The following is a 24,913-nucleotide window of genomic DNA, read 5'->3' as shown; positions in this document are numbered from 1 at the left end:
AGATTCAATAGGGACAGTCACTTACCTTTTTTCGTTTGTGTCTGATCAAGGAGAGTTGCTTTTTGCATTTCAGCATCCGTTTCGGCTTTAATTCTTTCCTCCACTCTGATTCTCCCTTTTCCCATGATCTCGCCTCCTTTTTTGCTATTATAAAGGATCATATTTTGTTGTGAACATGTCGAAAGACCTAATTTTCTGACGAAATGTGTTCTGATACGCTGAGTGTCTTTTTTTAGTTATACGCATTCCTCAGCCCGGACCATTCCGATATGGCAGAAAAAATTCACCAGTTTGTATCGCGGTGCATATATGGATTTGATACAATAACAGAAATGCCCATACGAGGAGCTGACTTAGCTTGTACATCATTGCCCATCGCGGAGCATCCGGCTACGCTCCGGAAAATACGATTGCAGCATTTGACCTTGCGGTGAAAATGAATGCAGATATGATCGAACTGGATGTCCAGCTTACAAAAGACAGGCAGATTGTTGTGATACACGATGACAGGGTTGACCGAACAACAAACGGATCGGGCTTTGTTAAGGATTTTACCTTGGAGGAATTGCAAAAACTCGATGCAGGAAGCTGGTACGGTCCCGCTTTTCAAGGAGAGCGTATTCCGACCCTGAAAGCGGTGCTCAAGCGCTACCACAAAAAAATCGGCCTTTTAATTGAACTAAAAGGCCATCCGTCTCAAGTCGGAATTGAAGAAGAGGTAGGACAGCTATTAGGGCAATTTTCTTTTTCTATCAATAATATTGTTCAATCCTTTCAGTTCCGCTCCGTCCAAAGGTTCCGCGAGCTTTATCCTTCGATTCCGACAGCGGTCATTACAAGGCCCAACTTTGGCATGCTGTCCAGAAATCAGATGAAGGCCTTCCGCTCTTTTGCAAACTATGTCAATATAAAATACACACGGCTCAACCGTCTGATGATCGGCTCCGTCCATAAAAATGGCTTAAACATATTTGCATGGACTGTCAACAATCAAAAGACAGCGGCAAAATTACAAGCCATGGGCGTGGACGGCATCGTTACAGATTACCCGGATTTCATCATAAAGGATGGCAAACATGAAAATATATAGCACGGTTTTTATCGGAGGCGCGCTTGGCGCCTGCCTCCGATACGGATTAAACTTATGGATACACACCGGTCAGTTCCCGGCGGCAACCTGGCTGGAAAATGCGGCAGGCAGCCTTCTATTAGGCATTTTGACCGGATTTTTTATGATCGGGGCAAAACGGCCTCTGCTGTCGGCTTTTTTAGGCACCGGCTTTTGCGGAGGCTTCACAACAATGTCCACGTTTTCTAAGGAAACAGTGATGCTTTTGCAAGGACAACCCTCATTGGCTCTTTTATATGTGGCAGCGTCATTGATATCAGGGATCATATTTGCACTGATTGGTGTTTTTGCGGGACGGCGCATAGCAGGCATTCAGCAAAGAAAGGGGCTGCAGGAAAGATGACACTAGCGGGTATTTTCATAGGGGGCGGACTTGGCGCAATGCTTCGCTTCTGGCTTGGCAATGTCATAACCGCCAAAACCAAAGGTCTGAGCCTGCCCATTGGCATACTGACAGTCAATATTCTCGGAGCTCTCGGGCTCGGAATATTTACAGGACTTCACGTTGCAAATGCTTCGGTCTCGCTTATCATCGGCACGGGGTTTTTTGGCGCCTTTACGACCTTTTCCACCTTCAGCGTTGAAAGTATTCAACTCCTTATGGCCAAACGTGTAATAGAAAGCATCTTGTACATCGCCCTGACACTTTGCGGATCGCTTTTGACATTTTGGTGCGGCTGGACAATCACAATGTAAAAAAACCTTGAGCTTATTTCTCGCTCAAGGTTGCACTGTTCAGCATCACAGGCTCAGGCAGCGGCAGCTTGTGGTGCGCCGTAATCCCGGTTGTGTTGCCGGCTTCATCTTTTATATCGATTTGCTTGATTAATCGGCCGTCCATCTTCAGCACCTTTATCGTATATGAACCGATGCGAATGGATTCACCAGCCTCAATATCGATGTTTTCTTTTAATATCAGCCCGCCGACCGTATCGACGTCTTCTTGAATCGATGCGCCAAGAAGGCTGTTCACCTGATCGATCCGAACCTTTCCATCCATCACATAATGGCCGTCGCCAAGCTTTTGGATCAGCGGCTGTTCATCTTCATCAAATTCATCTCTGATCTCTCCGACAATTTCCTCAAGAATATCCTCTGTCGTCACAAGTCCCGAGGTTCCTCCGTATTCATCCGACAATATAGCCATATGAATGCGCTCGCGCTGCATTTTAATCAGCAAGTCATGAACCGGGATCGTTTCAATCACTTCGATGACCGGCCTCACATACGGATGGATCGTCATCTTCATTCGTTCTTCTTCTGTCATAAACAGCAAATCAGAAAACAAATGCTTCGTATTGACCAAACCGATCACACTGTCTTTGTCTCCATCTGTGACTGGCCAGCGCGTGTATTTTTCCTTCAGCATGACTTCGAGCATCTCGGCCATCGTCATCTTAGTTGACACAGTAGCCATTTCCTTCCGCGGTATCATAATTTCTTTGGCGATCCGATTATCAAATTCAAAAATCTTATTCACATATTTATATTCAGACGGATTAATCTCTCCGTTTTTTAAACTCTCAGATAACAGCATCCTGAGTTCTTCCTCAGAATGGGAACCATCATGTTCTGATGCAGGCTTCAAACCGAACATCCCGCATAAAAGCCGCGCCGATCCATTGAGGATCCAAATAAACGGAAACAGGAGCAAATAGAATAAACGCAAAGGGCCCGCTATCAGTAAAGTCAGCTGTTCTGCCTTTTGAATCGCGACCGTTTTCGGGGCCAGTTCACCTACAACAACGTGCAGGAACGTGATCAAGCCGTACGCGACTGCAAAAGAGGCTGCATGTGAAACCGAGTCCGGCAAGCCGAGCGGTTCAAACAGTGGATGCAGCAGCCGTTCAAAGGCCGGTTCACCCAGTACGCCAAGTCCAATTGATGTCAATGTAATGCCCAGCTGGGATGCGGATAAATATTCATCCAAATCTGTAATGACACGCCTTGCGAGTATCGCCCGTTTGTTTCCTTCTGTGATAAGCTGATCTATTCTGGATCTCCTTACTCTAACAATCGCAAACTCGCTTGCAACGAAAAACGCGGTTAAAGCAATGAGCACGCCAATTAAAATCAGACTGTCAATATCGTCCATTTAACCCTATCCTCTCAACAAAGGATAAGGAGTCACCTCCTGATATAATCATTTTTCCTTAACATTGAGGTACGCGGTGTATTGTTGCCTAAGCAGAGGGCCCCATCATACCACCTCCAAAAGTCAAAGTTTGATTATAAATTGTATATTTTATTGTAACATAACTCATTCCAAAAATGATTTTTAATTTTTAGACTTTTATCATGAAGAAAACCTTAACTGCATGCCTGCTTGTCAATTCTGCGCCTGTCTGGATTGGAAGAGGAAGGTTTTTGCGGATATAAAAAGAAAACAGCCTTGAAAACTGTTTTCTTTTCTTTGCCTACTTAAGCAAAATCTTTATATAAAGAAATGAAAATGTCCCGTGAGTTTTTAATCTGCTCGATCGGCACACTGAAGGATAATCGGAAATGCCCGCTCATTCCAAAACCGCTGCTCGGCACAATTAATAATTTGTATTTTTGGGCGGCATGCACGCAAAATGCAACTTCATCTTCAATCGGCGATTTTGGAAAAACAAAGAAACCTCCCTTTGGCATTTCAAATTCAAAACCGGCTTCTTTTAAAATGTCTACCATTAAATCCCGGCGCTCTTTATAAGCGCTCGCGTCTACTCTTAAATCATCCATTCGTGCCACAGCCCGCTGCATCATGACAGGGGCATTCACAAATCCAAGCGTTCGATTACAATACACAAAAGCGTTGATCAAAAGGTCCGCATCCGGCATTCGGCTGTCCAATCCGATATACCCGAGCCGCTCTCCGGCTATGCCGAGATCTTTACTGAATGAGCTGGCCAATATCACACGATGGTACGATTGAAACGGATTTGCCAGCTCTTCATCATAGATTAATTGACTGTACGGTTCATCAAACAGCACATAAATCGTCTGGCCGCTCTTCTCTTCTATTTCTTTTAATAAAGCGCCTAAATTGTCTATATTTTTCTGGCTGAGAACAGTGCCTGTGGGGTTATGCGGTGTATTGAGAATCAGCCCTTTCGTCTGTGGAGTGATCGATTGCCTTACCGCTTCAATGTCGATCTCAAACCGGCTTGTCAACGGGCAGCTGACGGCCTTTCCCCCGTAGTTCTCAATATACAACTTATATTCGGCAAAATAAGGTGCGAGAATAATGACCTCTTCCCCAGGGTTTACGATGCTTTTTAACGCAACATTCAAAGCGCCTCCCGCACCCACCGTCATGACGATACGCTCCGCTGAGAAATCAGCTTCAAAACGCGACCCCAGAAATTGCGCGACTTTTTCTCTCGCTGCAGGAAGCCCTTGATTTTGTATGTATCCGTGGCTGCCTTTTTCAGCTTCCTCTATTAACGCTCTCTTAAAAGCTTCAGGCGGTTCAACAATCGGGTTGCCGAGTGAAAAATCAAATACCTGGTCTTCCCCGAACTCCTTCTTCAGCCTTGCACCTTCATCAAACAGCTTGCGAATCCATGATCCTTTATTTAAATTTTCTTCAACTTCCCGGGATAACCCAGCCAATTTCATCTGTCCCTTCCGCATATAAAAATTTGAAAATTCTATCTTCCTATGTTACTTCAATCAGATGATGAATTCCACAACTTCCAATTCCGGTCTGAAAAAAACAATAAACTTGTGCAAGACACCGTTCATATATTAAACTATTCTCATAACTATAACGTGATGGTTGGGAGGGATATAGATGGGGCTGAGACTTATCGCATCAGTGAACTAGCGGCACTCGCCGGAGTAACGAAACGGACAGTTGATTATTATACGAATCTCGGTCTGCTTACGCCGGCCAGATCCTGTTCAAATTACCGTTACTACGACGAAAATGCACTAAAACGACTTATATTTATTGTAGATTGCAAGAAGCAGCGATTGGCCCTGTCCGATATTAAAGATCGACTGGAGAACCAGTTTCCCTCTTCAGCTAAACTTGATGATGAAATTGGAAATCTGGCATTAGAAATTGATCATATGAATCAAAACATCTCCGGAATCTTGCATCGGTTTGAACGGCTGAAGCCCGAGGATCGTGACAAGCTGAAAAGCAAACTCCCGCCTGAAAAGCTCGCCGTGTTCCAATCATTTATGCTGCTGTTAAGTTAAAACCATTTTATCTAACAGGAGGTGTTACCTTCATTCTCATTGCTAGAGTGAAGGTTCTAATTGGACATAGTGAATTTGATTTTAGTTGCTGTTTTAATCGCCCTGACGGCATTTTTCGTGGCATCTGAGTTTGCCATTATCAGAATCAGAGGCTCACGGATCGATCAGCTGATCGCGGAAGGAAATAAAGCAGCAATAGCCGTAAAAAAAGTGACCACGCATCTTGATGAATATTTATCTGCGTGTCAGCTCGGAATTACATTGACTTCCATCGGATTAGGGGTTTTAGGTGAATCAACGATTGAAAGGCTGCTTCACCCGCTTTTCGTCCAAATGAACGTTCCAGGTTCCCTTTCACATGTCATATCGTTTATTTTTGCGTATGCCATTATCACGTTCTTACACGTTGTTGTCGGAGAACTTGCACCTAAGACAGTCGCTATCCAAAAGGCGGAAGCAGTGTCTATGCTGTTTGCGAAACCGCTGATTTGGTTTTACCGCATCGCGTTCCCATTCATTTGGCTTTTGAACAATTCCGCACGGTTATTGACCAAAGCATTTGGCCTGGAGACCGTTTCAGAAAACGAACTGGCACACTCAGAAGAAGAGCTGCGAATCATTTTGTCTGAAAGCTATAAAAGCGGTGAAATCAACCAATCAGAGTTTAAATATGTGAATAAAATCTTTGAATTTGACGACAGGCTCGCGAAAGAAATTATGATTCCGCGGACCGAAATTGTCAGCCTTCCGCATGATATCAAGATTTCTGAAATGATGGACATCATTCAGATTGAAAAATATACCCGCTACCCTGTGGAAGAGGGCGATAAAGATAACATTATCGGGGTTATTAACATTAAAGAAGTGCTGACAGCCTGCATAAGCGGTGAGGTATCTGTTGATTCCACCATTTCTCAATTCGTCAACCCGATCATTCATGTCATTGAATCTGCGCCGATCCAAGACCTGCTTGTCAAAATGCAAAAAGAGAGGGTCCACATGGCCATATTGTCTGATGAATACGGCGGTACTGCCGGGCTTGTGACGGTTGAGGACATCATTGAGGAAATTGTCGGTGAAATCCGCGACGAATTTGATATTGATGAAATTAGCGAAATCCGCAAAATCGGCGAAGGCCATTATATTCTTGACGGAAAAGTGTTAATTGACCAAGTAAACGACCTGCTGGGCATTCATTTAGAGAACGAAGAAGTCGATACAATCGGCGGCTGGTTCCTTACTCAAAAATACGATGTTGAAAAAGATGATTCCATCATCGAAGAGGGCTGCGAATTCATCATTAATGAAATTGACGGCCATCACGTCGCATATATTGAAGTGAAAAAGCTTCAAGAAGAAGAACTTCTGGAGACAGCTAACCAGCAGGAAGCATAATAAGAAAAGCACCTTGTATAAGGTGCTTTTCTTATTTTCACAGTTCAGGGCAATCTCTCAGAACGCCTTATAGCTGATCAAGTTTATTCTCTAGTTCTTTAATCCGCTGATTCAAAGCCTCTGTCATTGCTGCAAGTCTTTCCTTTGAAGGCAGGTGGGCAAAATCAGCCTGGTGAAGAGGCTCACCGATAATCAGCTTCATTTTTCCTTTTTTGAATAATTCTTTTCCGCTTGAAGGGCCCTGATATGCAGCGGGGACAAGCGGCGCTTTCCCCATTTGCGCAATCGTAACCGCACCTCTTTTCAAAGGCACATCCTCAGAGGTTCTTGTTCCGCTTGGGAAGATACCGACGATCTCTCCTTCTTTCAGCAGCTTAATCGGCGTTTTAATACTGCTTGGCCCGGGATTTTCCCGATCTACCGGAAAGGCATGAATTTTCTTCAGAAACGAACCGATCCATTTATTTTGAAAAAGCTCTTTTTTCGCCATGTAGTGTATTTGATAAGGAAGAATCCCGACTCCGAGTGTAATCACATCAACCCAGCCGGAATGTGTACACGCGATGACAAAACCTGAATCGGCCGGAAGGTTTTCTTTGTTATACACCTTCACTCCTCCGCGAAGAGAAAGAATAACTTTTAAAGCATTTGCACAAAACTTATACATATCGCACTTCCTTTGTCGTAATCAATGATTCTTTCTGTCATCTATTATAACAACATTTTTTATTACCTGGTACTAATTTTTAAGATTTCTCCCGTTAAAACGCCAAAAAGCTGAGGATTCGCCCTCAGCTTTTGTTATATTTCCTCTCTGGTCGGCGGGGCCATAAACTCCGGTCCGACAGGGTCTGATATCGTATTTTCCAATATAGTATTGATATCTTTCTGATCTTCACTGTTCAGCGTCCAGCCTGTAATCTCAGATAGGGCCTCAAGCTGCCCAGGCTTTCTTGCTCCCCAAAGAGCGATATCCGCTCCCGGCTGATCTAAGATCCATCTGACAGCCAAGTGAATCACTGATTTTCCATAACGTGTCTTCGCCAGCTTATCCAATTGATTCACAGCAGAAAGATACTCTTTAAAGCGGGGCTTCTGGAATTTTGGATCGTGATTACGCAGATCATCGCCCTCAAATGTATATTCTTCGGTCATTTTGCCTGTTAACAGCCCTCTGCATAAACTGCCGTATAATAATGTTGTTATCTTGTTATCTTTCGCATAAGGAAGGACACTCTCTTCCATCTCTCTTTCAAACAGATTATATGGAGGCTGAATCGTATGGAGAGGTGCGACGGCGCGAAATGTATCCATTTGCTCAATTGAAAAATTGCTGACGCCAATCGCCCGGATTTTTCCCGCATCATATAATTCCTTCATGACTTCAGCCGTTTCTTCAATTGGCACAAGCGGATCGGGCCAATGCACCTGATAAAGATCAATATAGTCTGTTTGAAGCCGCTTCAAAGAATTCTCAACTTCCTCTACAATTCTCGCTCTGTTCGCATGGCGGAACAGCTGGTTGTTCTTCCAGTCCAGAGCCGTTTTCGTTGCGAGAATCACCTGGTCTCTTTTGCCGTACTCTTTGATTGCCTTTCCGACGATTTCCTCGGACTGCCCGAAGCCGTAAGCCGGCGCGGTGTCAATCAGTGTAATCCCCTGATCAAGAGCGGCGCGGATTGTTTCAATCGATGTTTTTTCGTCAGTGCCTCCCCACATCGTTCCGCCAATGGCCCATGTGCCGAGGCCGATTCTGGAGGCTTCTATTCCTGTATCTGCTATACTGGTATATTCCATTGTGCCACTCCTTCACTTTTTCACTATCTTTTCCCCTCTGGAAAAAATGTTAAACATTTCTCCGCACTATCTTTTGCGGCCATTTTTGGGTACTATATAGTAATGGTGTTTGATTAGGTATAAAAAAGCCGTTTGCATGTAATGTGCAACTTTAAACCTTTCTTATGCGTGTATAACATAGAGGGGAGAAAAGGCAGTGACGATCGATGAAATTTACCAAATGTACATGAATGATGTTTACAGGTTCCTGCTCTCCATGACAAAAGACAAGCATCTTGCTGAAGACTTGCTGCAGGAAACCTTTATGCGGGCATACATACACATTCACTCCTATGATCACAGCAAAGTAAAGCCCTGGCTTTTTCAAGTGGCGCGAAACGCCTTCATTGATTACGTCAGAAAGCATAAGAAAGAAGTAACCATTTCTGATGACTTAATCGGAAGCCTCTTTCAAAATGCTGTTCAAAGTCCTGCCCATCAGGTAGAGATAAAGGAAGTGCTGACTGGTTATATGTCCGAGCTCCCCGATAATTATCGGGAGGCCTTAACGCTATATTATTTAAAAGAGTTAAACTACAAAGAAGCATCCCATATTATGAATATTTCAGAGGCGAATTTTAAAAGTGTTTTATTTCGTGCCAGACAGCGGCTGAAAGCACTTTATAATAGAGGTGTTAATGATGAATGAAGAATTTAAAAAGCGTTTTGATCAATATAAAAATGGGGAAATGAGCGACCAGGAAATGACTGCATTTGAGGAAGAACTTGAGAAGCTCGAAGTATATCAGGAACTGATTGACAGCGAACTAGAGGACGATAACGATTGGGATCTCAGCATCAGTCCTGAAAAACAAAAAGCGATTTTAGCCTACGGCAAACGCAAGTCTTATTTGCGAATTTCTGTGCTTGCCGTCATTTCGACATTGATGATTTTGCCGCTTTGTACGCTGGGAAGCTACCTCTATTACGGAATGGGTGGGAAACACAGCACCGGCAATGAGTTTATGGAAACTGCCGCAGTCACTGTAGCCCTGACCATGCCGAATGTTCTTGTTGATACTTCCGGACTGAAAAGCCAAGTGAAGCTATTTGGAATGAATACGGAATTCCCGCTGCAAAAGCAGATTGGCACGAAGACGGCTGCCGTAGGGAATGAACGGGTTGAAATGTTTTATAACAAAGTAAAAGCGCCGGCAGTAAACTACTATGACTTAGAAGTGAATAAAACCGGACATTACTTTACACATCCTTCAAACAAGTCTGAACAAACGACCGCAAAAGCAGAAAAAACGTTAAGCACATTGCCTGAAGGAACGGTATCAGAGGTCTACCTTTCATATGACCGTGCATATCCGACAAAAGACGTGTATAACAAATTCAAAGGCTATGATGTGAGCTTTTTGTGGAACGCAATCGAAACAGAGAAAAACACAAATAAGACAGCTTCCACAGAACCTCTTGGCTATCCTGGAAAGGATTCAAAGTTCTTGGCCGCCCTTAATACAAAAGGCAAGTCGAATGGCGATCAGTTTATCAACGCCCTAAAATTCATGTCCAAACACGAAAAATGGGCTCAGGTCATTTCAAAACGGAAAGACCTGAATGTAGATAACCGATTAGATTATGTAGAGAAAAACGGTGTCAATGTATACGGTTCGGTCGTTACAGGGCCAACCAAGGAAATCCAGCGCATGCTGAAAAATAAATCTGTAAAATCAGCGAATGTCGGCGAGGTGGAATTATGGAACTGGTAAGAATTTTTAAAGAACACAATGTATTCGGCTGGATCTCTGTCGGGACAGCGGTTCTGTCCCTGCTGTTGCTGAATTTGGCCATTATCAGCAACGTCACGTTTTATTCCTATCAAATGCTTCCGTTCGCCATGGCTGCCGTTCCGTTCGGCGTTGTTGAACTCTTCATCAAGAGAGGGCGCACAGGTCCAGGCCTGCTCGGCGTCATCCTTAATCTCTTTGTGATTATTTGTGTGTATACCATTGTATCTGTAGATACGAATTTACAGTTTGGCTTTTAAAAAAGACGCCTTTTCAGGCGTCTTTTTTTCGTTATACCGGTTTTCGGAACAAATAACTTTCTATAGTAAAACCCATTTTATCTGTATAAAATCGATGTGCGTCTTTACGCTGAAGGCCAGATGAAAGACTGACAAAACCAAGTCCGGCTTTTCTCGCCCAGTCTGAGGCATAATCCAAAAGCATTTTGCCGTATCCCTTTGATCGGCAAGGTGCCGTTGTAACAAGATCCGCAATCCACAAGTGCTCTCCTTTATGAATGGAAACTCTCGGCAGAGCCCCGCACAGCGCTCTGATTGCTGTATTTTCATATAAGGCAAACAGCATATACGATTCTTTCTGCACACAGGCTTCAAGCCTTTGTAAATACGTCTCTATATCCAGTTCTGTTCTCAATTCACTCATAATCGGATACGACTCAGCCCATTCTTCTTTCGAGGTTAATTGTTTCATATGGATCATCTTCTCAATCCCCTTTCCTTTCGTTACAATGATCATAGCTAATAAATGGCATTTGCCAAATAGCCAATCTCAGAAAAAATGACCATGCCAGATAAAAAGGAGACACGAGATGGATATCACGCCGTTTCTTGATAAAAAGAGCAAAACACCGCTGTATGAGCAGCTTTATACCTTTTTTAAACAAGAAATTTCACATGCGCGAATCACAAAGGGAACAAGACTTCCGTCAAAACGCAGGCTCTCCGGCTTGCTCGATGTCAGCACGGCAACTATAGAACGAGCTTACGAGCAATTAACTGCTGAGGGCTATGTCAAAAGCAAGCCAAAAATCGGCTGGTTCGCGGCGGAAGTAGAACCAGGCTTCCCGACAGCCCCTGACCATTTTCATCAGTCTGCACAGCCGGGATTACTTGAAAAGAACGCACCTGCTATTGACTTCCATCAGGGCAGCGTTGATCCGACCCTCTTTCCCTTTAACGCATGGAGAAAAAGCATAGTAAAAAGTCTTGAGCGCTATTCCGGATTGTTTCACACCTCTGGCGACCCTCAAGGAGAATACGAACTCAGACACATGATTGCCCGATTCGTCAGGCTGTCTCGGGGAGTAAATTGCGAGCCCGGCCAGATTATCATCGGCGCAGGAACCACCGTGCTTCTGCAAATTCTTTGCCTTTCGCTAAAGCCAGGTACAAAAATCGGTTTTGAAGAACCAGGCTTTCACCGTTCAAGAAGGATGTTTGAAGCAAATCACATGGATGTCACTCCGATTTGTTCTGATGCAGAAGGCGTCCTGCCGGATGAGCTCTACCGTCAGAATCCTTATCTCATGTATACGACTCCTTCGCATCAGTTTCCGATTGGGACCATTATGACGATTACCCGCAGACAGGAGCTGCTGGCATGGGCGGCAGAAACAAATTCATTCATTATAGAAGATGATTACGATGGAGAATTTCGCTACAGCGGCCATCCCATTCCGTCTTTACAGGGTCTTGATCCGAATGGCAGAGTCATATATCTGGGCACTTTTTCAAAGTCACTTCTGCCTTCCTTGCGGCTCAGCTTCATGATTGTGCCCCCTGAACTCATGGAACCGATCAAAAGCAATGCTCAGTTAATGAAGCAGACCGTTTCTGCCCACTCGCAATTGGCACTGGCAGACTTCATCGAAACCGGAGAGTGGCAGAAACACATAAATAGAATGAGAAGCTTATACCGAAAAAAACACGCTATCCTGTTAGAAGCCATCCGCTCTGAACTGGGTAACACCGTTGAGATTCTCGGTAAGAACTCGGGGCTTCACATCCTGCTGCGCCTTTTGTTTCCAGCAAGTGAGGAAGAAGCAATACAAGCAGCCGCAGACCACGGTGTAACCCTCTATCCCGTGTCTCCCTCATATATAGAACAGACGCCTTTTACTTCTGTCTTAATCGGTTATGGCGGTTTGTCAGAAGAGGATATCAGGCTCGGCATCCAAAAACTGAAAACGGCATGGGCACCGTTGATATCATCTTATTAAATAAAAAACAGGCCCCGGAAACGGAGCCTGTTTTTTAAAATGATAAAATTCCGATTAAATTTAAGAACACGATAATAATGGCAAGCGGCACGATAAAACGAAGCAAATAAAACCATGAGTAAAAGAATGCTTTACCTGCATTTGATCCATTTCGCATTTCAGCCAAGAGTTCGCTTTTCGAAATTTTCAGCGGGATAAATAGAGAAATTAACAGAGCGCCTGAAGGCATCAAAACATTGCTGACGGTAAAATCGGCAATATCAAAAAACGTTTTGCCAAATAGGTGCACATCACTCAAAACGCCATAAGACAAGCAGCATGGGATTCCGACCAAAAAGATCAAAAGCCCGCTCGTCCATGACAGTTTTTTTCTCTTCTTTTCGTCCCCTTTTCCGATTGTGGCAACGATAATTTCAACCATCGAAAATGCTGAGGTTAAGGCTGCAAATAAAAATGCAACGAGAAAGCCGATAAAAAACAACGTGCCGAACGGAAGCTGTTCAAAAACGGCCGGAAGCACTGTAAACAGCAATGTCGGTCCTTCATTTGGCTGAAAACCGAATGAGAAAACCGCCGGAAAAATAGCCAAACCTGCCAAGAGTGTCACAATGATATTCATCAAGACAATGGAGGCTGCCGAACGAGGGATATTTTGTGTTTTCGGCAAATAGGAGCTGTAGGTCACCATCACCGAAACCCCCAGTGTTAACGTAAAGAAGGCCTGTCCCAGCGCGAATAATATGGATTCCGGAGTCAAATCGCCGAAATGAGGCACAAGCAGAAACTTTACGCCTTCCATTGCACCATTAAGCGTAAGAGACCGAAGAACGAGCAGAATAAACAATAAAAACAAAATCGGCATCATCACCGCGCTTACCCGTTCAATCCCTTTTTGAACCCCTCTTGCGACAACGAGTACAGTCAGTGCCATAAAGACAAGCTGAGCCGCGAGCGTCTGCACCGGATTTTGGATAATAGAAGCAAAAAGAGCGCCATACTGTGCTTGAGAAAGCCCGGACAGTGATCCTGACGCTGTTTTCACGATATACAGCAAAATCCATCCCCCGATTACACTGTAAAACGACAGCACTAAGAAACACGCGGCTACGCCGATCCACCCCGTAAGAAACCAAGCTGATCGCGGCGCTTCTTTTTTATATGCATCAATGGCATTCGTCTGGTTCCGTCTTCCAAAAATAAATTCCCCCACCAAAAGCGGATAGCCTAAGAGGATGGTAAATAACACGAAGATAAGAAAAAAGGCTCCTCCCCCATTGGTCCCCGCTACGTAAGGGAACTTCCAAATCGCGCCCAAGCCGATAGCCGAGCCGGCCGCTGCCATGACGAAACCGATTTTCGAAGCCCATTGGACTGGTTTTTGCTCAGACAATAAACGTCACTTCCTTTCCAGCCTATATTATCTCTTATTTTTGTCTTCTTTTCTATAGATTCATTTGCCAAGAACAGAAAAGAGAGCGGCCTGTATGGCCGCTCTCTTTATCAAAAGGTTATTGATTTAATTTTGAATGCTTTCTTGAATACAGAAAATAGATTACCAAGCCGATTAACAGCCACACTAGGAAGCGGACAATCGTCACCCATCCCAGATTTAAAATCAAGAACAGGCAGAACAGAATCGCCAGGCCTGGGATCACGGGAACTCCCGGGCATTTAAAAGCTCTCGGAAGATCAGGCTGTTTCTTTCTCAAAACGATAACTGCCACAGAAATCAGGACAAATGCCGACAACGTCCCGATGTTTACCAGCTTTGCAAGTTCATCCAGCGGAACAAGTGAGCCGAGAAGCGCCGACATCGTTCCGAAAAACCAAGTGGCTACATAAGGTGTTTTGTGCTTTGGATGCACTTTAGAAAGTGAGCCCGGCACAAGTCCGTCACGCGACATGGCAAACATGACGCGTGTCTGCCCGTAAAGCATCACGAGCATAACTGTTGTCATTCCCAACACGGCGCCAATATCAATGATGCCTGCCACCCAATTTTGTCCTGCGCTTTGAAGAACTAGAGAAACCGGATGATCCACACCCGCAAATTGAGCAAACGGGATAACCCCAGTCATGATTGCTGATACGGTGACATATAAAATCGTGCAGACCAATAAAGAGAAAATAATGCCTTTAGGCAGATCTTTCGCGGGATTTTTCGTCTCTTCCGCAGCAGAGGATACAGCGTCAAATCCGATAAAAGCAAAGAATACGAGCGCCGCTGCACTGAACACGCCGCCAAAGCCCATTGGCATAAACGGCTGCCAGTTGTGCGGCTTCACGTAAACGGCTGCCACCGCGATAAACAGCAGAACAACCAGTATCTTCAAGATAACCATGATATTGTTGACTCTTTTTGATTCTTTGATGCCTAAATAAAGCAAATATGTGATCGCCATTACAATGACGAATGCAGGAAGATTAAACAGGGTAAAGGTGCCTTTCACTGCGCCCGGTGCCGCTGTTAAAGCAACCGGAAGATGAATGCCAAGCCCTGATAAAAACGATTGGAAATAACCAGACCAGCCGACCGACACTGCACTTACCGCCAGCATGTATTCTAAAATTAAATCCCACCCGATAATAAAGGCCATAAGCTCTCCCAATGTCGCATAAGTGAATGTATACACCGAACCTGAAACAGGCACACTTGACGCAAATTCCGCGTAAGACAGGGCGGCGAATAAACAAGCCAACGCCGCCACAACAAATGAAATCGTCAGCCCGGGACCGGCCGTGACTGCGCCTGTTCCCGTCAGAACAAAAATTCCTGTGCCAATAATGGCGCCGATTCCAAGCAACGTTAAATCAAATGCTCCTAATTCTCTTTTTAAAGACTTTTCCCCGCTCGTCGCAGCGATTAAATCCTGAATGCTTTTCTTCCTAAAAACGCTCCCTTTCATTCCCCTTCAACTCCCGATCATCTATTTTTATATATATTTTATTTGAATTTTCTGAATTCATGAGCAACAATGGTCATTTTTCTTTTTTTCTACTATATTTGTACTGGTCGCGAATCATTCCTTTCTCCTACTCAATATTATATATAAAATTGCAAAAATGAAAACAAAATTGTTAGAAAAATCGACAAATTTTTTATTTTGAAATTTTTCACCACACAAAAAAACCAGCTCTTGAGCTGGTTTTTCGTTGATTACGTTGAAATAAAACGGCCGCCATTCACATGAATGGTCTGCCCTGTCATATAGGAAGATTCGTCAGACGCCAGCAGAACATAGGCGCCTGCATGCTCAACCGGCTGTCCCGGTCTTCCCATTGGGGTATCCAAGCCGTGCTGTTTCACTTTTTCCTCAGGGAATGTCGCCGGAATAAGCGGTGTCCAAATCGGACCGGGCGCCACCGCATTCACTCTGATGCCTTTATCTGCAAGCGACTTCGCCATGGAACGCGTAAAGGAAACAATCGCACCCTTTGTGCTGGAATAATCAATTAACGCCGTATCCCCTTCATAAGCGGTAATCGATGTCGTATTAATAATGGCACTCCCCTCTTGCAGGTGAGGCAAAGCTTTCTTCGTCATATGAAACATGGAAAAAATATTTGTGCGAAAGGTTTTTTCCAGCTGTTCTGTTGAAATATTGAGAATGCTGTCCTGGGGATGCTGTTCAGCGGCGTTGTTCACCAAGATATCGAGTTTACCAAAATGGTCCACTGTTTGCTGCACAGCTTGTTCACAATGGTTCTCGTCCCCGACATCTCCCGGGATAAGCAGGCAGCGGACATTCTCCTTTTCGATCCGTTTGCGTGTTTCCTCTGCGTCCGAATGCTCGTCTAAGTATAGAATGGAGATATCAGCCCCCTCTTTAGCAAAGGCAATAGCTGCTGCTCTCCCTATTCCGCTGTCGCCTCCAGTAATGATCGCAACTTTTCCTTTCAGTTTTCCGCTTCCTCGATAATCCTCGTCCTCTGACAGCGGCAGCGGATTCATTTTTGACTCAATGCCCGGCTGTCTGTCCTGATGCTGCGGTTCTTGTCCTTCTGTTTGTCTGTCCATTGGGTTCACATTCATCACTCCTAGACATGTGGTTGATACTGAACGTTACCACACGACAGAAATGAATAAACGCCAAAATATGTTATGAAAGAACTTCCTCGGGAATGGCACCGGTATATTGCGCTGACGGGCGGAAAATCATGTTGTTTTCTGCCTGTTCCAGTACATGGGCGCACCACCCTACCATTCGGCTTGCTGAAAAGGTCGGAGTAAACAATTCATCGTCAAAATCGATGGCCTTCATCACTGCAGCTGCGTAAAATTCAACATTTGTGTACAGCTTTCGTCCCGGTTTGTAGATTTCTAGCAAACGAATCGCTTCTGCTTCTACATGCAGCGCAAGATCAAGATCACGGTCATTGCCGGCCACCTCTTCTGCTTTCTGTCTCAAAGCTTCTGCCCGCGGGTCTTTTGTTTTGTACACCCTGTGGCCGAATCCCATCAAGCGCTCTCCTTTTTCGAGTTTTTCTTTCAGATATGCTTCAGCATGTTCTTTTTCTCCAATGTCTTCAAGCATTTTTGTCACCGCAGAAGGAGCGCCTCCGTGCAGCGGACCTTTCATCGTGCCGAGAGCAGACGTGACGGCTGACACTAAATCACTCTCTGTAGATAACGTGACTCGTGCCGAAAAAGTGGATGCGTTCATGCCGTGCTCCATGGCCAGAATCATATAGGTTTCAAGCGCTTTCTTTTTTGCCTCTGAAGGCTGTTCGCCTGTGAGCATATAATAGTAGTTTTCGACATGTCCGTACTGGGAAGAAGGTGCAATTGCTTGTTCACCGCGCGTCCATCTTTTTCTGTATGCAATGATGGAAGGCGTGATTGCAATCAGCCGGATTGCTTCTTCTGTTTTCGGATGGAATGTGTACGTATTTTCCCCCAATGCTGAAACAACCGTTCTCAGCACCGACATATCGTCCATGTTGTTTGGCAGTGATTGAATCAAGCGCTCAATATGTTCCGGAAGATTCCGTTCCGCAGCCAGCTTATCTTTAAATACCTGCAATTCTTCAGTTGAAGGCAGTTTTCCAAATAAAATCAAATAAGCCGCTTCTTCAAAGCTATGATTCAGTGCGATGTCTTTTGCATGATGTCCTCTGTAAATCAGATGCCCTTTTTCACCATCAATATGGCTGATGGATGTTTCCACACATGTAATTCCCTTTAATCCGTAATGTACCATTTGTATTCCCCCTATCCTTTTCTGTTATTATAGTAAATATAATATTTAAAAAATAATGAATATTTTAAAGGGAATTAATTAAAAATATTAATCAGAGGGAGAATAGAAATGGATTTCAAATGGCTTCACACCTTTGTGACCGCTGCAAAATATGAGAACTTCCGAAAAACGGCGGAAACGCTTTTCTTATCTCAGCCTACTGTGACCGTACATATCAAGCAATTAGAAAAAGAAATCAGCTGCAAGCTGTTCGAGCGTAAAGGCAGGCAAATCCAGCTGACTGATGAAGGCAGGGCGTATTTGCCGTATGCGCTCAGGCTTCTTGATGATTATGAAAACAGCATGGCAGAGCTTCACAGAGTGAGACAAGGCTACTCTCAAACCTTACAGCTCGCGGTTTCTCCGCTTATTGCAGATACTGTGCTTCCTTCTGTCATGAAACGGTACACAGCAATGAATACGGAAACAGAAATGGCGGTTACAATTTTCGAATCAGCGGAAATCGCGTCACTGATTAAAGCCGGGGAAGCAGATATCGGACTAAGCTGTTTAAAGGTACAGTCTTCTTCTTTAAGCTGCCACTGCCTATACAAAGACCCTGTCGTCCTTGTTGCCCCGCCCGATAAGCGTTTCATAGAAGACAACGAAATTGATGCCAAAGAGGTGCTCGAACAATACCTGCTTTTGACCCACAATCACCCTGATTACTGGGACGACTTGCTCCGTCAAGTCAGAATGACATTTCCATTTGTGAGAACAATGAAGGTCACTCAAACACATATAACGAAACGGTTTATCAAGGAAGGACTCGGAGTTTCATTTCTGCCTTTATCTACAGTAAAGCGTGAGTTAGCAGAGAAACAGATGATCAGAATTCCTTATCAGTCTGTACAGCTGCCCTATGCCGGCGCTTACGCGATTGCCCTTTATGAAAATAAGAAAGAAAAAAAATTCTTGGATTTTTTATCACATTTTCATTTTTAGGAGCAACCAAAACGCCTGTGCTCCGTCTAATGAAAAAAACCCGTTCCAATGAACGGGTTTTCTCTAAAAATTAGAATCTTTTCGCACCGAGGTAACGAGGCTTCCAGTAGCTGTTGTTCAGGCTGCTGATTTGTACGCCGTCAGATCCTGCATGAATGAAACTGTTGTTTCCAATGTAAATCCCCATGTGAGAAGGGCCGGATTTATATGTTGTGAAGAAGACGAAATCACCAACAGACGGGCTGGCAATGCTCTTCATAGAACTCCAGTATCCTGCAGTGCTTGTTCTGCCCACACTTGTTTGTTTATTCAGTACGTACCAAATGAATCCGCTGCAGTCAAAGCCTGAAGTTGTCGTTCCGCCCCATTTATATGGCGTTCCGACTAACGCTTTTGCATCAGAAACCAGTTTGCTCACATTAAGTGATGTAGATGACGTTTTGCTGCTTGAAGATGATGAAGATGAAGCAGGTTTTGAGCTGCTTGTGCTTGTTCCTTTCACCTTCAATACTTGGTTGACATAGATTACATCTGATTTTAAGCCGTTTAAGCTTTTTAATTTGCTAACCGTAGTACCGTATTTGCTCGCAATTTTAGAAAGGCTGTCTCCGCTCTTCACTTTATAAGTAGAAGTGGAAGACGATGACACTTTTGATGAGCTGGAGCTGCTTGAACTAGTTGAACCTTTCAGTTTCAGGACTTGTCCAACACGAAGCAAATCTGATTTTAAGCCATTCAGCTTCTTCAGTTCATTGATTGTCATGCCGTATTTTTTTGAAATTTTCCAAAGGCTGTCCCCGCTCTTTACTTTGTATGTAGAAGAAGAGGAAGAAGAACTGCTGCTTTTTGAACTTGTAGATTTGCCGTTAATCGATAAAGTTTGTCCCACATAAATAATGTCTGAACGAAGGTGGTTCTCTGATTTAATTTTACTGATCGTTGTGTCGTATTTTCTTGAAAGATCCCATAACGTGTCGCCTTTTTTCACCTTAATGCTTTGTGCAGATGCCGCTCCTGCAAATAACGTCGATCCTAAAACAACTGCTGTCGTAGCTGTAATGATTTGCTTTTTCATATTTTCCTCCCCAAATGTTAACTCTCTATATATGTATCTCTTTTTTTAAATTAATCTTATTGATTTCTATTATAAGGATAGATTCCCATCAGAAATAGTCTTGACTTCATGTGACAAATTTCTTAATTATTCGTTCTAAAAAAAAGTTTTTAAGGGTATTAAATATTTCATTTTCGTTGCAAAGGTGACAAAAAACGAGTGCTTTTGTCATGTTTTATGGGATGTTTTTCAAAATAAAGGAAATAAATGAAAAACTTTCGGGGTCGGCTCACATATCGGAAAAATGAGTGATAAAGAATATTCGAGGAGAGCTGTGGTTATCCGCAGTTTTTTTATTTAAACAAACATATCATGCAAAGACAGAGAGGTAAAGATTTTTCTGAAAAATGAATGCTTTACATCAAATAAGGCAAGATAACGAAAAGCGTTTTTTCATTTCCTTACAAGGCTTTACTTATTGTTTACATGATCAACAGCCGCATTTAACAAAATTTCCCTAACATGATAAACGGAATACATTAAAGGAGGCATGAAAATAATGAGTTTGTTTCAAAATATGAAATCAAAACTTCTGCCAATCGCCGCTGTTTCTGTCCTTACAGCTGGAATCTTTGCCGGAGCTGAGCTTCAGCAAACAGAAAAGGCCAGCGCCAAAAAACAAGACAAAGCTGAGATCAGAAATGTCATTGTGATGATAGGCGACGGCATGGGGACGCCTTACATAAAAGCCTACCGTTCTATGAAAAATAACGGTGACACACCGAATAACCCGAAGTTAACAGAATTTGACCGGAACCTGACAGGCATGATGATGACGCATCCGGATGACCCTGACTATAATATTACAGATTCAGCAGCAGCCGGAACAGCATTAGCGACAGGCGTTAAGACATATAACAATGCAATTGGTGTCGATAAAAACGGGAAAAAAGTGAAATCAGTACTTGAAGAGGCCAAACAGCAAGGCAAGTCAACAGGGCTTGTCGCCACGTCTGAAATTAACCACGCCACTCCAGCCGCATATGGTGCCCACAATGAATCACGGAAAAACATGGACCAAATCGCCAACAGCTATATGGATGACAAAATAAAAGGCAAACATAAAATAGACGTGCTGCTCGGCGGCGGAAAATCTTATTTTAACCGCAAGGACAGAAACTTGACAAAGGAATTCAAACAAGCCGGCTACAGCTATGTGACAACTAAACAAGCATTGAAAAAAAATAAAGATCAGCAGGTGCTCGGGCTTTTCGCAGATGGAGGGCTTGCTAAAGCGCTCGACCGTGACAGTAAAACACCGTCTCTCAAAGACATGACGGTTTCAGCAATTGATCGCCTGAACCAAAATAAAAAAGGATTTTTCTTGATGGTCGAAGGGAGCCAGATTGACTGGGCGGCCCATGACAATGATACAGTAGGAGCCATGAGCGAGGTTAAAGATTTTGAGCAGGCCTATAAAGCCGCGATTGAATTTGCGAAAAAAGACAAACATACACTTGTGATTGCAACTGCTGACCATACAACCGGCGGCTTTACCATTGGCGCAAACGGGGAAAAGAATTGGCACGCAGAACCGATTCTCTCCGCTAAGAAAACACCTGAATTCATGGCCAAAAAAATCAGTGAAGGCAAGCCGGCTAAAGATGTGCTCGCCCGCTATGCCAATCTGAAATTCACATCTGAAGAAATCAAAAGCGTTGAAGCAGCTGCACAGGCTGACAAAAGCAAAGGGGCCTACAAAGCCATCATCAAGATTTTTAATACTCGCTCCAACAGCGGATGGACGAGTACCGATCATACCGGCGAAGAAGTACCGGTATACGCGTACGGCCCCGGAAAAGAAAAATTCCGCGGATTGATTAATAATACGGACCAGGCAAACATCATATTTAATATTTTAAAAACTGGAAAATAAAAAGGATGCAGAACGCTGCATCCTCTTTTTTATAAATATCTGCGGTGAACACCTTTTCCGTCGTACGAAAACATGACTTCCTTATCCTCAAGCACAGACTCAATGTGCACGCTTCTTCCCCAAAGCTGGAATAAATAAGGAAGCACCTTCTCCAAATATTTCAAATCTAACTCTATTCCTTCATACCAATGCTTAATATAGAGCTCGTTATTTTTCATATAATCGCCGTCGTTTACTGTCAAATATGGAAAACCGCCATTTACCCGCATGCTTACGAGCTGGTCGCGCACCGACTTCCACTGTTTATCGATGATTTTATAATCTCGGCCCTGTTTTTGAAATAAATAAAGATCCTCGCGCATGACTAATTCTTTGGTTAAATAATTGCGGATGAAAGAGATATCGGATTCAATCTCCCTGACCTCAAACATTTTCTCCCGGCCGGAGTCAGGTTGCACGCCCATTTTCTTCATTTCCTCCGTCGGGTTGTTGTACCTCTCCTCAATGTCTTCAAATATTTTCAGCCCTAAATAATAAGGATTAATGCCTGTTTTGGACGGCTGAACGACACCTGCATTCAGCTTGGCGAACTCGATCGCTTCATCAGAGGTTAAATCAAGCTCACGTATAATTCGCTGGTGCCAATAGGAAGCCCAGCCCTCATTCATAATCTTGGTTTCCAGCTGAGGCCAGAAATAAAGCATTTCCTCTCTCATCATCGTTAATATATCACGCTGCCATGGCTCCAGCTCCCGGGAATGCTCCTCGATAAAAAGCAGGATATCTTTTTCAGGCCGCGGCGGGAACGGTTTTTTCGATTTTTTCACTTGTTTTTTCGGTTTCTTTTCATCCAAAGACCATAGATCATCGTAAGGCGTGGCTGCCTCTTCAATCTCCTCTTCCTCATCATCCACACTCCATTGAAGCTTTGGTCGGACCAACGACGGATCGATATGCTCCTGAATCGAAAGGATCGCATCTAAAAAAGATTCCACTTCTTTTATCCCGTGAACCTGTTCATAGTGTTTTATCCGTTCAGCTGTTGCCGCCATGCTTTCCACCATATCGCGCTTCGTGTTTTGGAAACGGCAGTTGTTTTTGAAGAAATCGCAATGGGCAAGAACGTGTGCGACAATCAATTTATTTTGGATCAGTGAGTTGCTGTCCAGCAAAAAAGCGTAGCATGGATCTGAGTTAATGACCAGCTCATAGATCTTACTTAACCCTAGATCATAGTGCAGCTTCATCTTATGAAACTGCTTGCCGAAGCTCCAGTGGCTGAATCTTGTCGGCATCCCGTACGCGCCAAATGTATAAATAATTTCAGCCGGGCAGATTTCATATCTCATCGGGTAGAAATCAAGGCCGAATCCTTTTGCAATTTCGGTAATTTCCTCAATTGCCCGCTGTAATCCCTTCTTCTCCTCCGCGTTCAACCGAATCCCCCCTACTTGGACTTATCTATAATGTATGAGCCCGCCATACAAAAGATGATAGTCTCACTCGGGCAAGAAAAAATTCCCCCGGCACATTCATCTGTTTGCTTATTGGATCAGTGGGTAAACACACACCATACTACGAAAAAGGAGCGATACCAATTGAATGTAGCAGACGTGCTTTCTTCTTATCTCAGTAAGCTGCCAAACGTAATCATTGCTTTACTCGTCTTATTAATCGGCTGGGCTATTGCTAAAATCATTGAAAAAGCGGTATACAAAGGACTCAGCAAAACAAAAATCGACGACAAGCTCTTTGCTGGGAAAAAGCCTTCACGCTATTCCTCGGAAAAAGTCATAAGCAAGGTCGTTTATTTTATCGCACTGATCATCGTCTTTATTTTATTCTTTAACATTTTGCACCTGACAACAGTGGCATCGCCGTTTGTCAGTATGCTTTCGGCGATTGCAGCTGCGATCCCAAGCGTGCTGAAAGCCGGACTCATTCTGCTGTTAGGATGGGCTGCAGCCTCTGTTTTGAGCTTCCTTGTCAAAAAAATCGGGATGAAGCTGAACACGAGTGACAAACTGCGCAAGTGGAATTTGGTGTCTGAAGGAAAAGATATTCACCAGGCTGTCAATACCGCTTCACAAATTGTCTTTTATCTCGTGCTGCTTGTTTTTCTGCCAGGGGTCTTATCTTCTTTGAGGATCAGCGGCATTTCAGGTCCTTTTACAAATATGATGGAAAGCGTGCTCGCTTTTCTGCCGAAATTATTTGCAGCGGCGCTTATCGTATTAATCGGCTGGCTTGTTGCCCGCCTTGTCCGTGATATCATTACGAATTTCCTTGCAAGCATCGGCACGGAAAGATTCGCGGCACGTATGGGTTTATCAATTTACTTAAAAGACACAAGCCTTTCAGCAGTCATCGGAACAATCGCTTATGTGCTCATTATGATTCCGGTGGTCATTTCAGCGCTTGATCAGCTGGATGTCGCCGGCATTTCAAAACCAGCTGTCTCTATGCTGAATACGATTTTAAACATGCTTCCGAACATCATAATTGCCATCGTGCTTGTATTAGCGGGTATCTGGGCAGGAAAATGGGTGAAATCCATGGTGTCCGGACTGCTCCATCGCGCAGGCTTTGATTCTGTCTTAGGGAAAATGGGCATGGAAGCCGGAACGCCTGCAAAGCTGTCCTTGTCTCAAGTTGTCGGTATGATTGCGCAAATCATTGTCATTCTGCTCTTTACAGCTGAGGCGCTTCAAATTGTTCGGCTGCACTTCCTCGTAGAAATTGCCACCGGCATCATCGCATATCTGCCGAATGTCCTTGTCGCAGTATTCATTCTCGGACTCGGCCTTTACGCAGGAGAATTGGTGAGAAAAGTGCTCTCAAGCATGATAAAAGGCCAGGAATTCAAGTCTTTAGCGCCTATTGCTAAATATACGATTATCGCACTTGCTTTCTTTATGGCCCTGGATCAGCTTGGTGTCGCTGCGACAATCGTCAATTCCGCGTTCATCATCGTACTTAGCGGCTTCGCACTTGCTTTTGGTTTATCCTTCGGCCTTGGCGGTAAGGATTTTGCATCACGTTATCTGTCTACATTTGAACGCAAAATGCAAAACACAGAAATCGAAAAAAACCGTAAAAACCAAAATCCGCCGAATGACATGTAAGCAAAAAACATGCACCCTGCCGGGTGCATGTTTTTTAATTCCTTTTTTTTCATTTTTCAATCGATTATGATAAGATATAGAAAATGTCTT

Annotated in this window: 24 protein-coding genes; 12 read left to right on the top strand and 12 right to left on the bottom strand. The window is 43.9% G+C overall.

The genetic code is table 11. The features are described from left to right. Positions 1-17 precede the first annotated feature (17 nt). Positions 18-125, bottom strand: coding sequence for a YhdX family protein (locus NYE20_RS05285; protein ID WP_009966908.1), 108 nt, complete (start codon positions 123-125; stop codon positions 18-20). A gap of 233 nt (positions 126-358) precedes the next feature. On the opposite strand from NYE20_RS05285, the gene NYE20_RS05280 reads away from it, so the two are divergent. The 3 genes from NYE20_RS05280 to crcB are packed head-to-tail and all read left to right on the top strand — an operon-like array spanning position 359 to position 1,825. Then, positions 359-1,090: a glycerophosphodiester phosphodiesterase family protein gene (locus tag NYE20_RS05280; protein ID WP_080529117.1), complete on the top strand. Its 732-nt coding sequence runs from the start codon at positions 359-361 to the stop codon at positions 1,088-1,090. Next, positions 1,077-1,472, top strand: a complete 396-nt coding sequence (locus tag NYE20_RS05275; protein WP_015715584.1) for a CrcB family protein — start codon at positions 1,077-1,079, stop codon at positions 1,470-1,472. The genes NYE20_RS05280 and NYE20_RS05275 overlap by 14 nt, the downstream gene beginning before the upstream one ends. Beyond that, entirely contained in the window at positions 1,469-1,825 is a 357-nt protein-coding gene (crcB, locus tag NYE20_RS05270) for a fluoride efflux transporter CrcB (RefSeq protein WP_032725293.1), read from the top strand. The genes NYE20_RS05275 and crcB overlap by 4 nt, the downstream gene beginning before the upstream one ends. 13 nt (positions 1,826-1,838) lie before the next feature. On the opposite strand, the gene NYE20_RS05265 is transcribed toward crcB, so the two are convergent. Both NYE20_RS05265 and NYE20_RS05260 read right to left on the bottom strand, forming a co-directional pair. After that, on the bottom strand, positions 1,839-3,224 hold the full coding sequence (locus NYE20_RS05265; RefSeq protein ID WP_159376738.1) for a hemolysin family protein: 1,386 nt from the start codon (positions 3,222-3,224) through the stop codon (positions 1,839-1,841). A 326-nt stretch (positions 3,225-3,550) separates the two neighbouring features. Continuing rightward, a complete protein-coding gene (locus tag NYE20_RS05260; protein ID WP_159376737.1) occupies positions 3,551-4,732 on the bottom strand; it encodes a pyridoxal phosphate-dependent aminotransferase in 1,182 nt (393 codons plus the stop codon). A gap of 156 nt (positions 4,733-4,888) precedes the next feature. Here NYE20_RS05260 and cueR point away from each other — a divergent pair, with 156 nt between their 5' ends. Together cueR and NYE20_RS05250 are read left to right on the top strand one after the other, a co-directional pair. Then, entirely contained in the window at positions 4,889-5,320 is a 432-nt protein-coding gene (gene cueR / locus NYE20_RS05255; protein ID WP_010886460.1) for a Cu(I)-responsive transcriptional regulator, read from the top strand. 60 nt (positions 5,321-5,380) lie between these two features. Continuing rightward, on the top strand, positions 5,381-6,715 hold the full coding sequence (locus NYE20_RS05250) for a hemolysin family protein (RefSeq protein ID WP_009966903.1): 1,335 nt from the start codon (positions 5,381-5,383) through the stop codon (positions 6,713-6,715). A 67-nt stretch (positions 6,716-6,782) separates the two neighbouring features. On the opposite strand, the gene NYE20_RS05245 is transcribed toward NYE20_RS05250, so the two are convergent. Both NYE20_RS05245 and akrN read right to left on the bottom strand, forming a co-directional pair. Next, positions 6,783-7,382 (bottom strand): 1-acylglycerol-3-phosphate O-acyltransferase, encoded by a 600-nt coding sequence (locus tag NYE20_RS05245; RefSeq protein WP_003233335.1) that lies wholly within the window; start codon positions 7,380-7,382, stop codon positions 6,783-6,785. A gap of 134 nt (positions 7,383-7,516) precedes the next feature. After that, entirely contained in the window at positions 7,517-8,512 is a 996-nt protein-coding gene (gene akrN, locus NYE20_RS05240; protein WP_003245422.1) for an aldo/keto reductase AkrN, read from the bottom strand. A 196-nt stretch (positions 8,513-8,708) separates the two neighbouring features. On the opposite strand from akrN, the gene sigM reads away from it, so the two are divergent. From sigM to NYE20_RS05225, 3 genes are read left to right on the top strand one after another with little or no spacing between them, the layout of a single operon-like run. Continuing rightward, a complete protein-coding gene (gene sigM, locus NYE20_RS05235) occupies positions 8,709-9,200 on the top strand; it encodes an RNA polymerase sigma factor SigM (RefSeq protein ID WP_003224177.1) in 492 nt (163 codons plus the stop codon). Next, positions 9,190-10,266: an anti-sigma factor gene (locus tag NYE20_RS05230; RefSeq protein WP_010886459.1), complete on the top strand. Its 1,077-nt coding sequence runs from the start codon at positions 9,190-9,192 to the stop codon at positions 10,264-10,266. Before sigM ends, NYE20_RS05230 begins: the two co-directional genes overlap by 11 nt. Then, a complete protein-coding gene (locus NYE20_RS05225) occupies positions 10,254-10,544 on the top strand; it encodes an anti-sigma-M factor (RefSeq protein ID WP_003233341.1) in 291 nt (96 codons plus the stop codon). The genes NYE20_RS05230 and NYE20_RS05225 overlap by 13 nt, the downstream gene beginning before the upstream one ends. A 31-nt stretch (positions 10,545-10,575) precedes the next feature. Here the strand turns inward: NYE20_RS05225 and NYE20_RS05220 are convergent, their stop codons facing one another. After that, entirely contained in the window at positions 10,576-11,004 is a 429-nt protein-coding gene (locus NYE20_RS05220) for a GNAT family N-acetyltransferase (protein ID WP_009966899.1), read from the bottom strand. 109 nt (positions 11,005-11,113) lie between these two features. Between NYE20_RS05220 and NYE20_RS05215 the strand changes: the two genes are divergently transcribed. Continuing rightward, a complete protein-coding gene (locus NYE20_RS05215; protein ID WP_151870315.1) occupies positions 11,114-12,523 on the top strand; it encodes a PLP-dependent aminotransferase family protein in 1,410 nt (469 codons plus the stop codon). Positions 12,524-12,557: 34 nt separating this feature from the next. Here NYE20_RS05215 and NYE20_RS05210 read toward each other — a convergent pair whose 3' ends face one another. The 4 genes from NYE20_RS05210 to citA form a co-directional block, all read right to left on the bottom strand. Beyond that, positions 12,558-13,913: a sodium-dependent transporter gene (locus tag NYE20_RS05210; RefSeq protein ID WP_151870316.1), complete on the bottom strand. Its 1,356-nt coding sequence runs from the start codon at positions 13,911-13,913 to the stop codon at positions 12,558-12,560. A 118-nt stretch (positions 13,914-14,031) separates the two neighbouring features. Further along, a complete protein-coding gene (gene bcaP / locus NYE20_RS05205) occupies positions 14,032-15,429 on the bottom strand; it encodes a branched-chain amino acid transporter BcaP (RefSeq protein WP_003245791.1) in 1,398 nt (465 codons plus the stop codon). A gap of 251 nt (positions 15,430-15,680) precedes the next feature. Continuing rightward, entirely contained in the window at positions 15,681-16,550 is an 870-nt protein-coding gene (locus NYE20_RS05200) for an SDR family oxidoreductase (protein ID WP_015483011.1), read from the bottom strand. A 73-nt stretch (positions 16,551-16,623) separates the two neighbouring features. Next, positions 16,624-17,724 carry a citrate synthase CitA gene (gene citA, locus NYE20_RS05195; protein WP_161621451.1) on the bottom strand — a complete coding sequence of 367 codons (1,101 nt, stop codon included), beginning with the start codon at positions 17,722-17,724 and terminating at the stop codon, positions 16,624-16,626. A gap of 108 nt (positions 17,725-17,832) precedes the next feature. Here citA and citR point away from each other — a divergent pair, with 108 nt between their 5' ends. After that, complete coding sequence (gene citR, locus NYE20_RS05190; protein WP_003233357.1) at positions 17,833-18,708, top strand: transcriptional regulator CitR; 876 nt, start codon at positions 17,833-17,835, stop codon at positions 18,706-18,708. A gap of 70 nt (positions 18,709-18,778) precedes the next feature. On the opposite strand, the gene lytE is transcribed toward citR, so the two are convergent. Then, positions 18,779-19,783: a peptidoglycan endopeptidase LytE gene (gene lytE / locus NYE20_RS05185; protein WP_003244816.1), complete on the bottom strand. Its 1,005-nt coding sequence runs from the start codon at positions 19,781-19,783 to the stop codon at positions 18,779-18,781. Positions 19,784-20,312: 529 nt separating this feature from the next. Between lytE and phoA the strand changes: the two genes are divergently transcribed. Next, on the top strand, positions 20,313-21,698 hold the full coding sequence (gene phoA, locus NYE20_RS05180) for an alkaline phosphatase PhoA (RefSeq protein ID WP_161621450.1): 1,386 nt from the start codon (positions 20,313-20,315) through the stop codon (positions 21,696-21,698). Positions 21,699-21,727: 29 nt separating this feature from the next. Here phoA and spoVR read toward each other — a convergent pair whose 3' ends face one another. Then, positions 21,728-23,134: a stage V sporulation protein SpoVR gene (gene spoVR, locus NYE20_RS05175; RefSeq protein ID WP_014479295.1), complete on the bottom strand. Its 1,407-nt coding sequence runs from the start codon at positions 23,132-23,134 to the stop codon at positions 21,728-21,730. Positions 23,135-23,164: 30 nt separating this feature from the next. Between spoVR and NYE20_RS05170 the strand changes: the two genes are divergently transcribed. Beyond that, positions 23,165-24,823 (top strand): mechanosensitive ion channel, encoded by a 1,659-nt coding sequence (locus NYE20_RS05170; RefSeq protein WP_134991632.1) that lies wholly within the window; start codon positions 23,165-23,167, stop codon positions 24,821-24,823. Positions 24,824-24,913: the final 90 nt, after the last annotated feature.

This window comes from Bacillus sp. FSL R5-0416 (assembly GCF_037975425.1).
Classification (GTDB): Bacteria; Bacillota; Bacilli; order Bacillales; family Bacillaceae; genus Bacillus; species Bacillus subtilis.
The sequence above is the reverse complement of the archived record's forward strand: the minus strand, read 5'-3'. Positions and strand labels throughout refer to the sequence as shown.

Coding starts and splice junctions, on each gene's coding strand:
- NYE20_RS05230 (WP_010886459.1), top strand. CDS start 9,190: ATGATGAATGAAGAATTTAAAAAGCGTTTTGATCAATATAAAAATGGG.
- cueR (WP_010886460.1), top strand. CDS start 4,889: ATGGTTGGGAGGGATATAGATGGGGCTGAGACTTATCGCATCAGTGAA.
- phoA (WP_161621450.1), top strand. CDS start 20,313: ATGAAAATAATGAGTTTGTTTCAAAATATGAAATCAAAACTTCTGCCA.
- NYE20_RS05170 (WP_134991632.1), top strand. CDS start 23,165: ATGTATGAGCCCGCCATACAAAAGATGATAGTCTCACTCGGGCAAGAA.
- NYE20_RS05225 (WP_003233341.1), top strand. CDS start 10,254: ATGGAACTGGTAAGAATTTTTAAAGAACACAATGTATTCGGCTGGATC.
- NYE20_RS05245 (WP_003233335.1), bottom strand. CDS start 7,382: ATGTATAAGTTTTGTGCAAATGCTTTAAAAGTTATTCTTTCTCTTCGC.
- citR (WP_003233357.1), top strand. CDS start 17,833: ATGGATTTCAAATGGCTTCACACCTTTGTGACCGCTGCAAAATATGAG.
- akrN (WP_003245422.1), bottom strand. CDS start 8,512: ATGGAATATACCAGTATAGCAGATACAGGAATAGAAGCCTCCAGAATC.
- NYE20_RS05215 (WP_151870315.1), top strand. CDS start 11,114: ATGGATATCACGCCGTTTCTTGATAAAAAGAGCAAAACACCGCTGTAT.
- NYE20_RS05285 (WP_009966908.1), bottom strand. CDS start 125: ATGGGAAAAGGGAGAATCAGAGTGGAGGAAAGAATTAAAGCCGAAACG.
- citA (WP_161621451.1), bottom strand. CDS start 17,724: ATGGTACATTACGGATTAAAGGGAATTACATGTGTGGAAACATCCATC.
- crcB (WP_032725293.1), top strand. CDS start 1,469: ATGACACTAGCGGGTATTTTCATAGGGGGCGGACTTGGCGCAATGCTT.
- NYE20_RS05260 (WP_159376737.1), bottom strand. CDS start 4,732: ATGAAATTGGCTGGGTTATCCCGGGAAGTTGAAGAAAATTTAAATAAA.
- NYE20_RS05275 (WP_015715584.1), top strand. CDS start 1,077: ATGAAAATATATAGCACGGTTTTTATCGGAGGCGCGCTTGGCGCCTGC.
- bcaP (WP_003245791.1), bottom strand. CDS start 15,429: ATGAAAGGGAGCGTTTTTAGGAAGAAAAGCATTCAGGATTTAATCGCT.
- lytE (WP_003244816.1), bottom strand. CDS start 19,783: ATGAAAAAGCAAATCATTACAGCTACGACAGCAGTTGTTTTAGGATCG.
- NYE20_RS05220 (WP_009966899.1), bottom strand. CDS start 11,004: ATGATCCATATGAAACAATTAACCTCGAAAGAAGAATGGGCTGAGTCG.
- NYE20_RS05265 (WP_159376738.1), bottom strand. CDS start 3,224: ATGGACGATATTGACAGTCTGATTTTAATTGGCGTGCTCATTGCTTTA.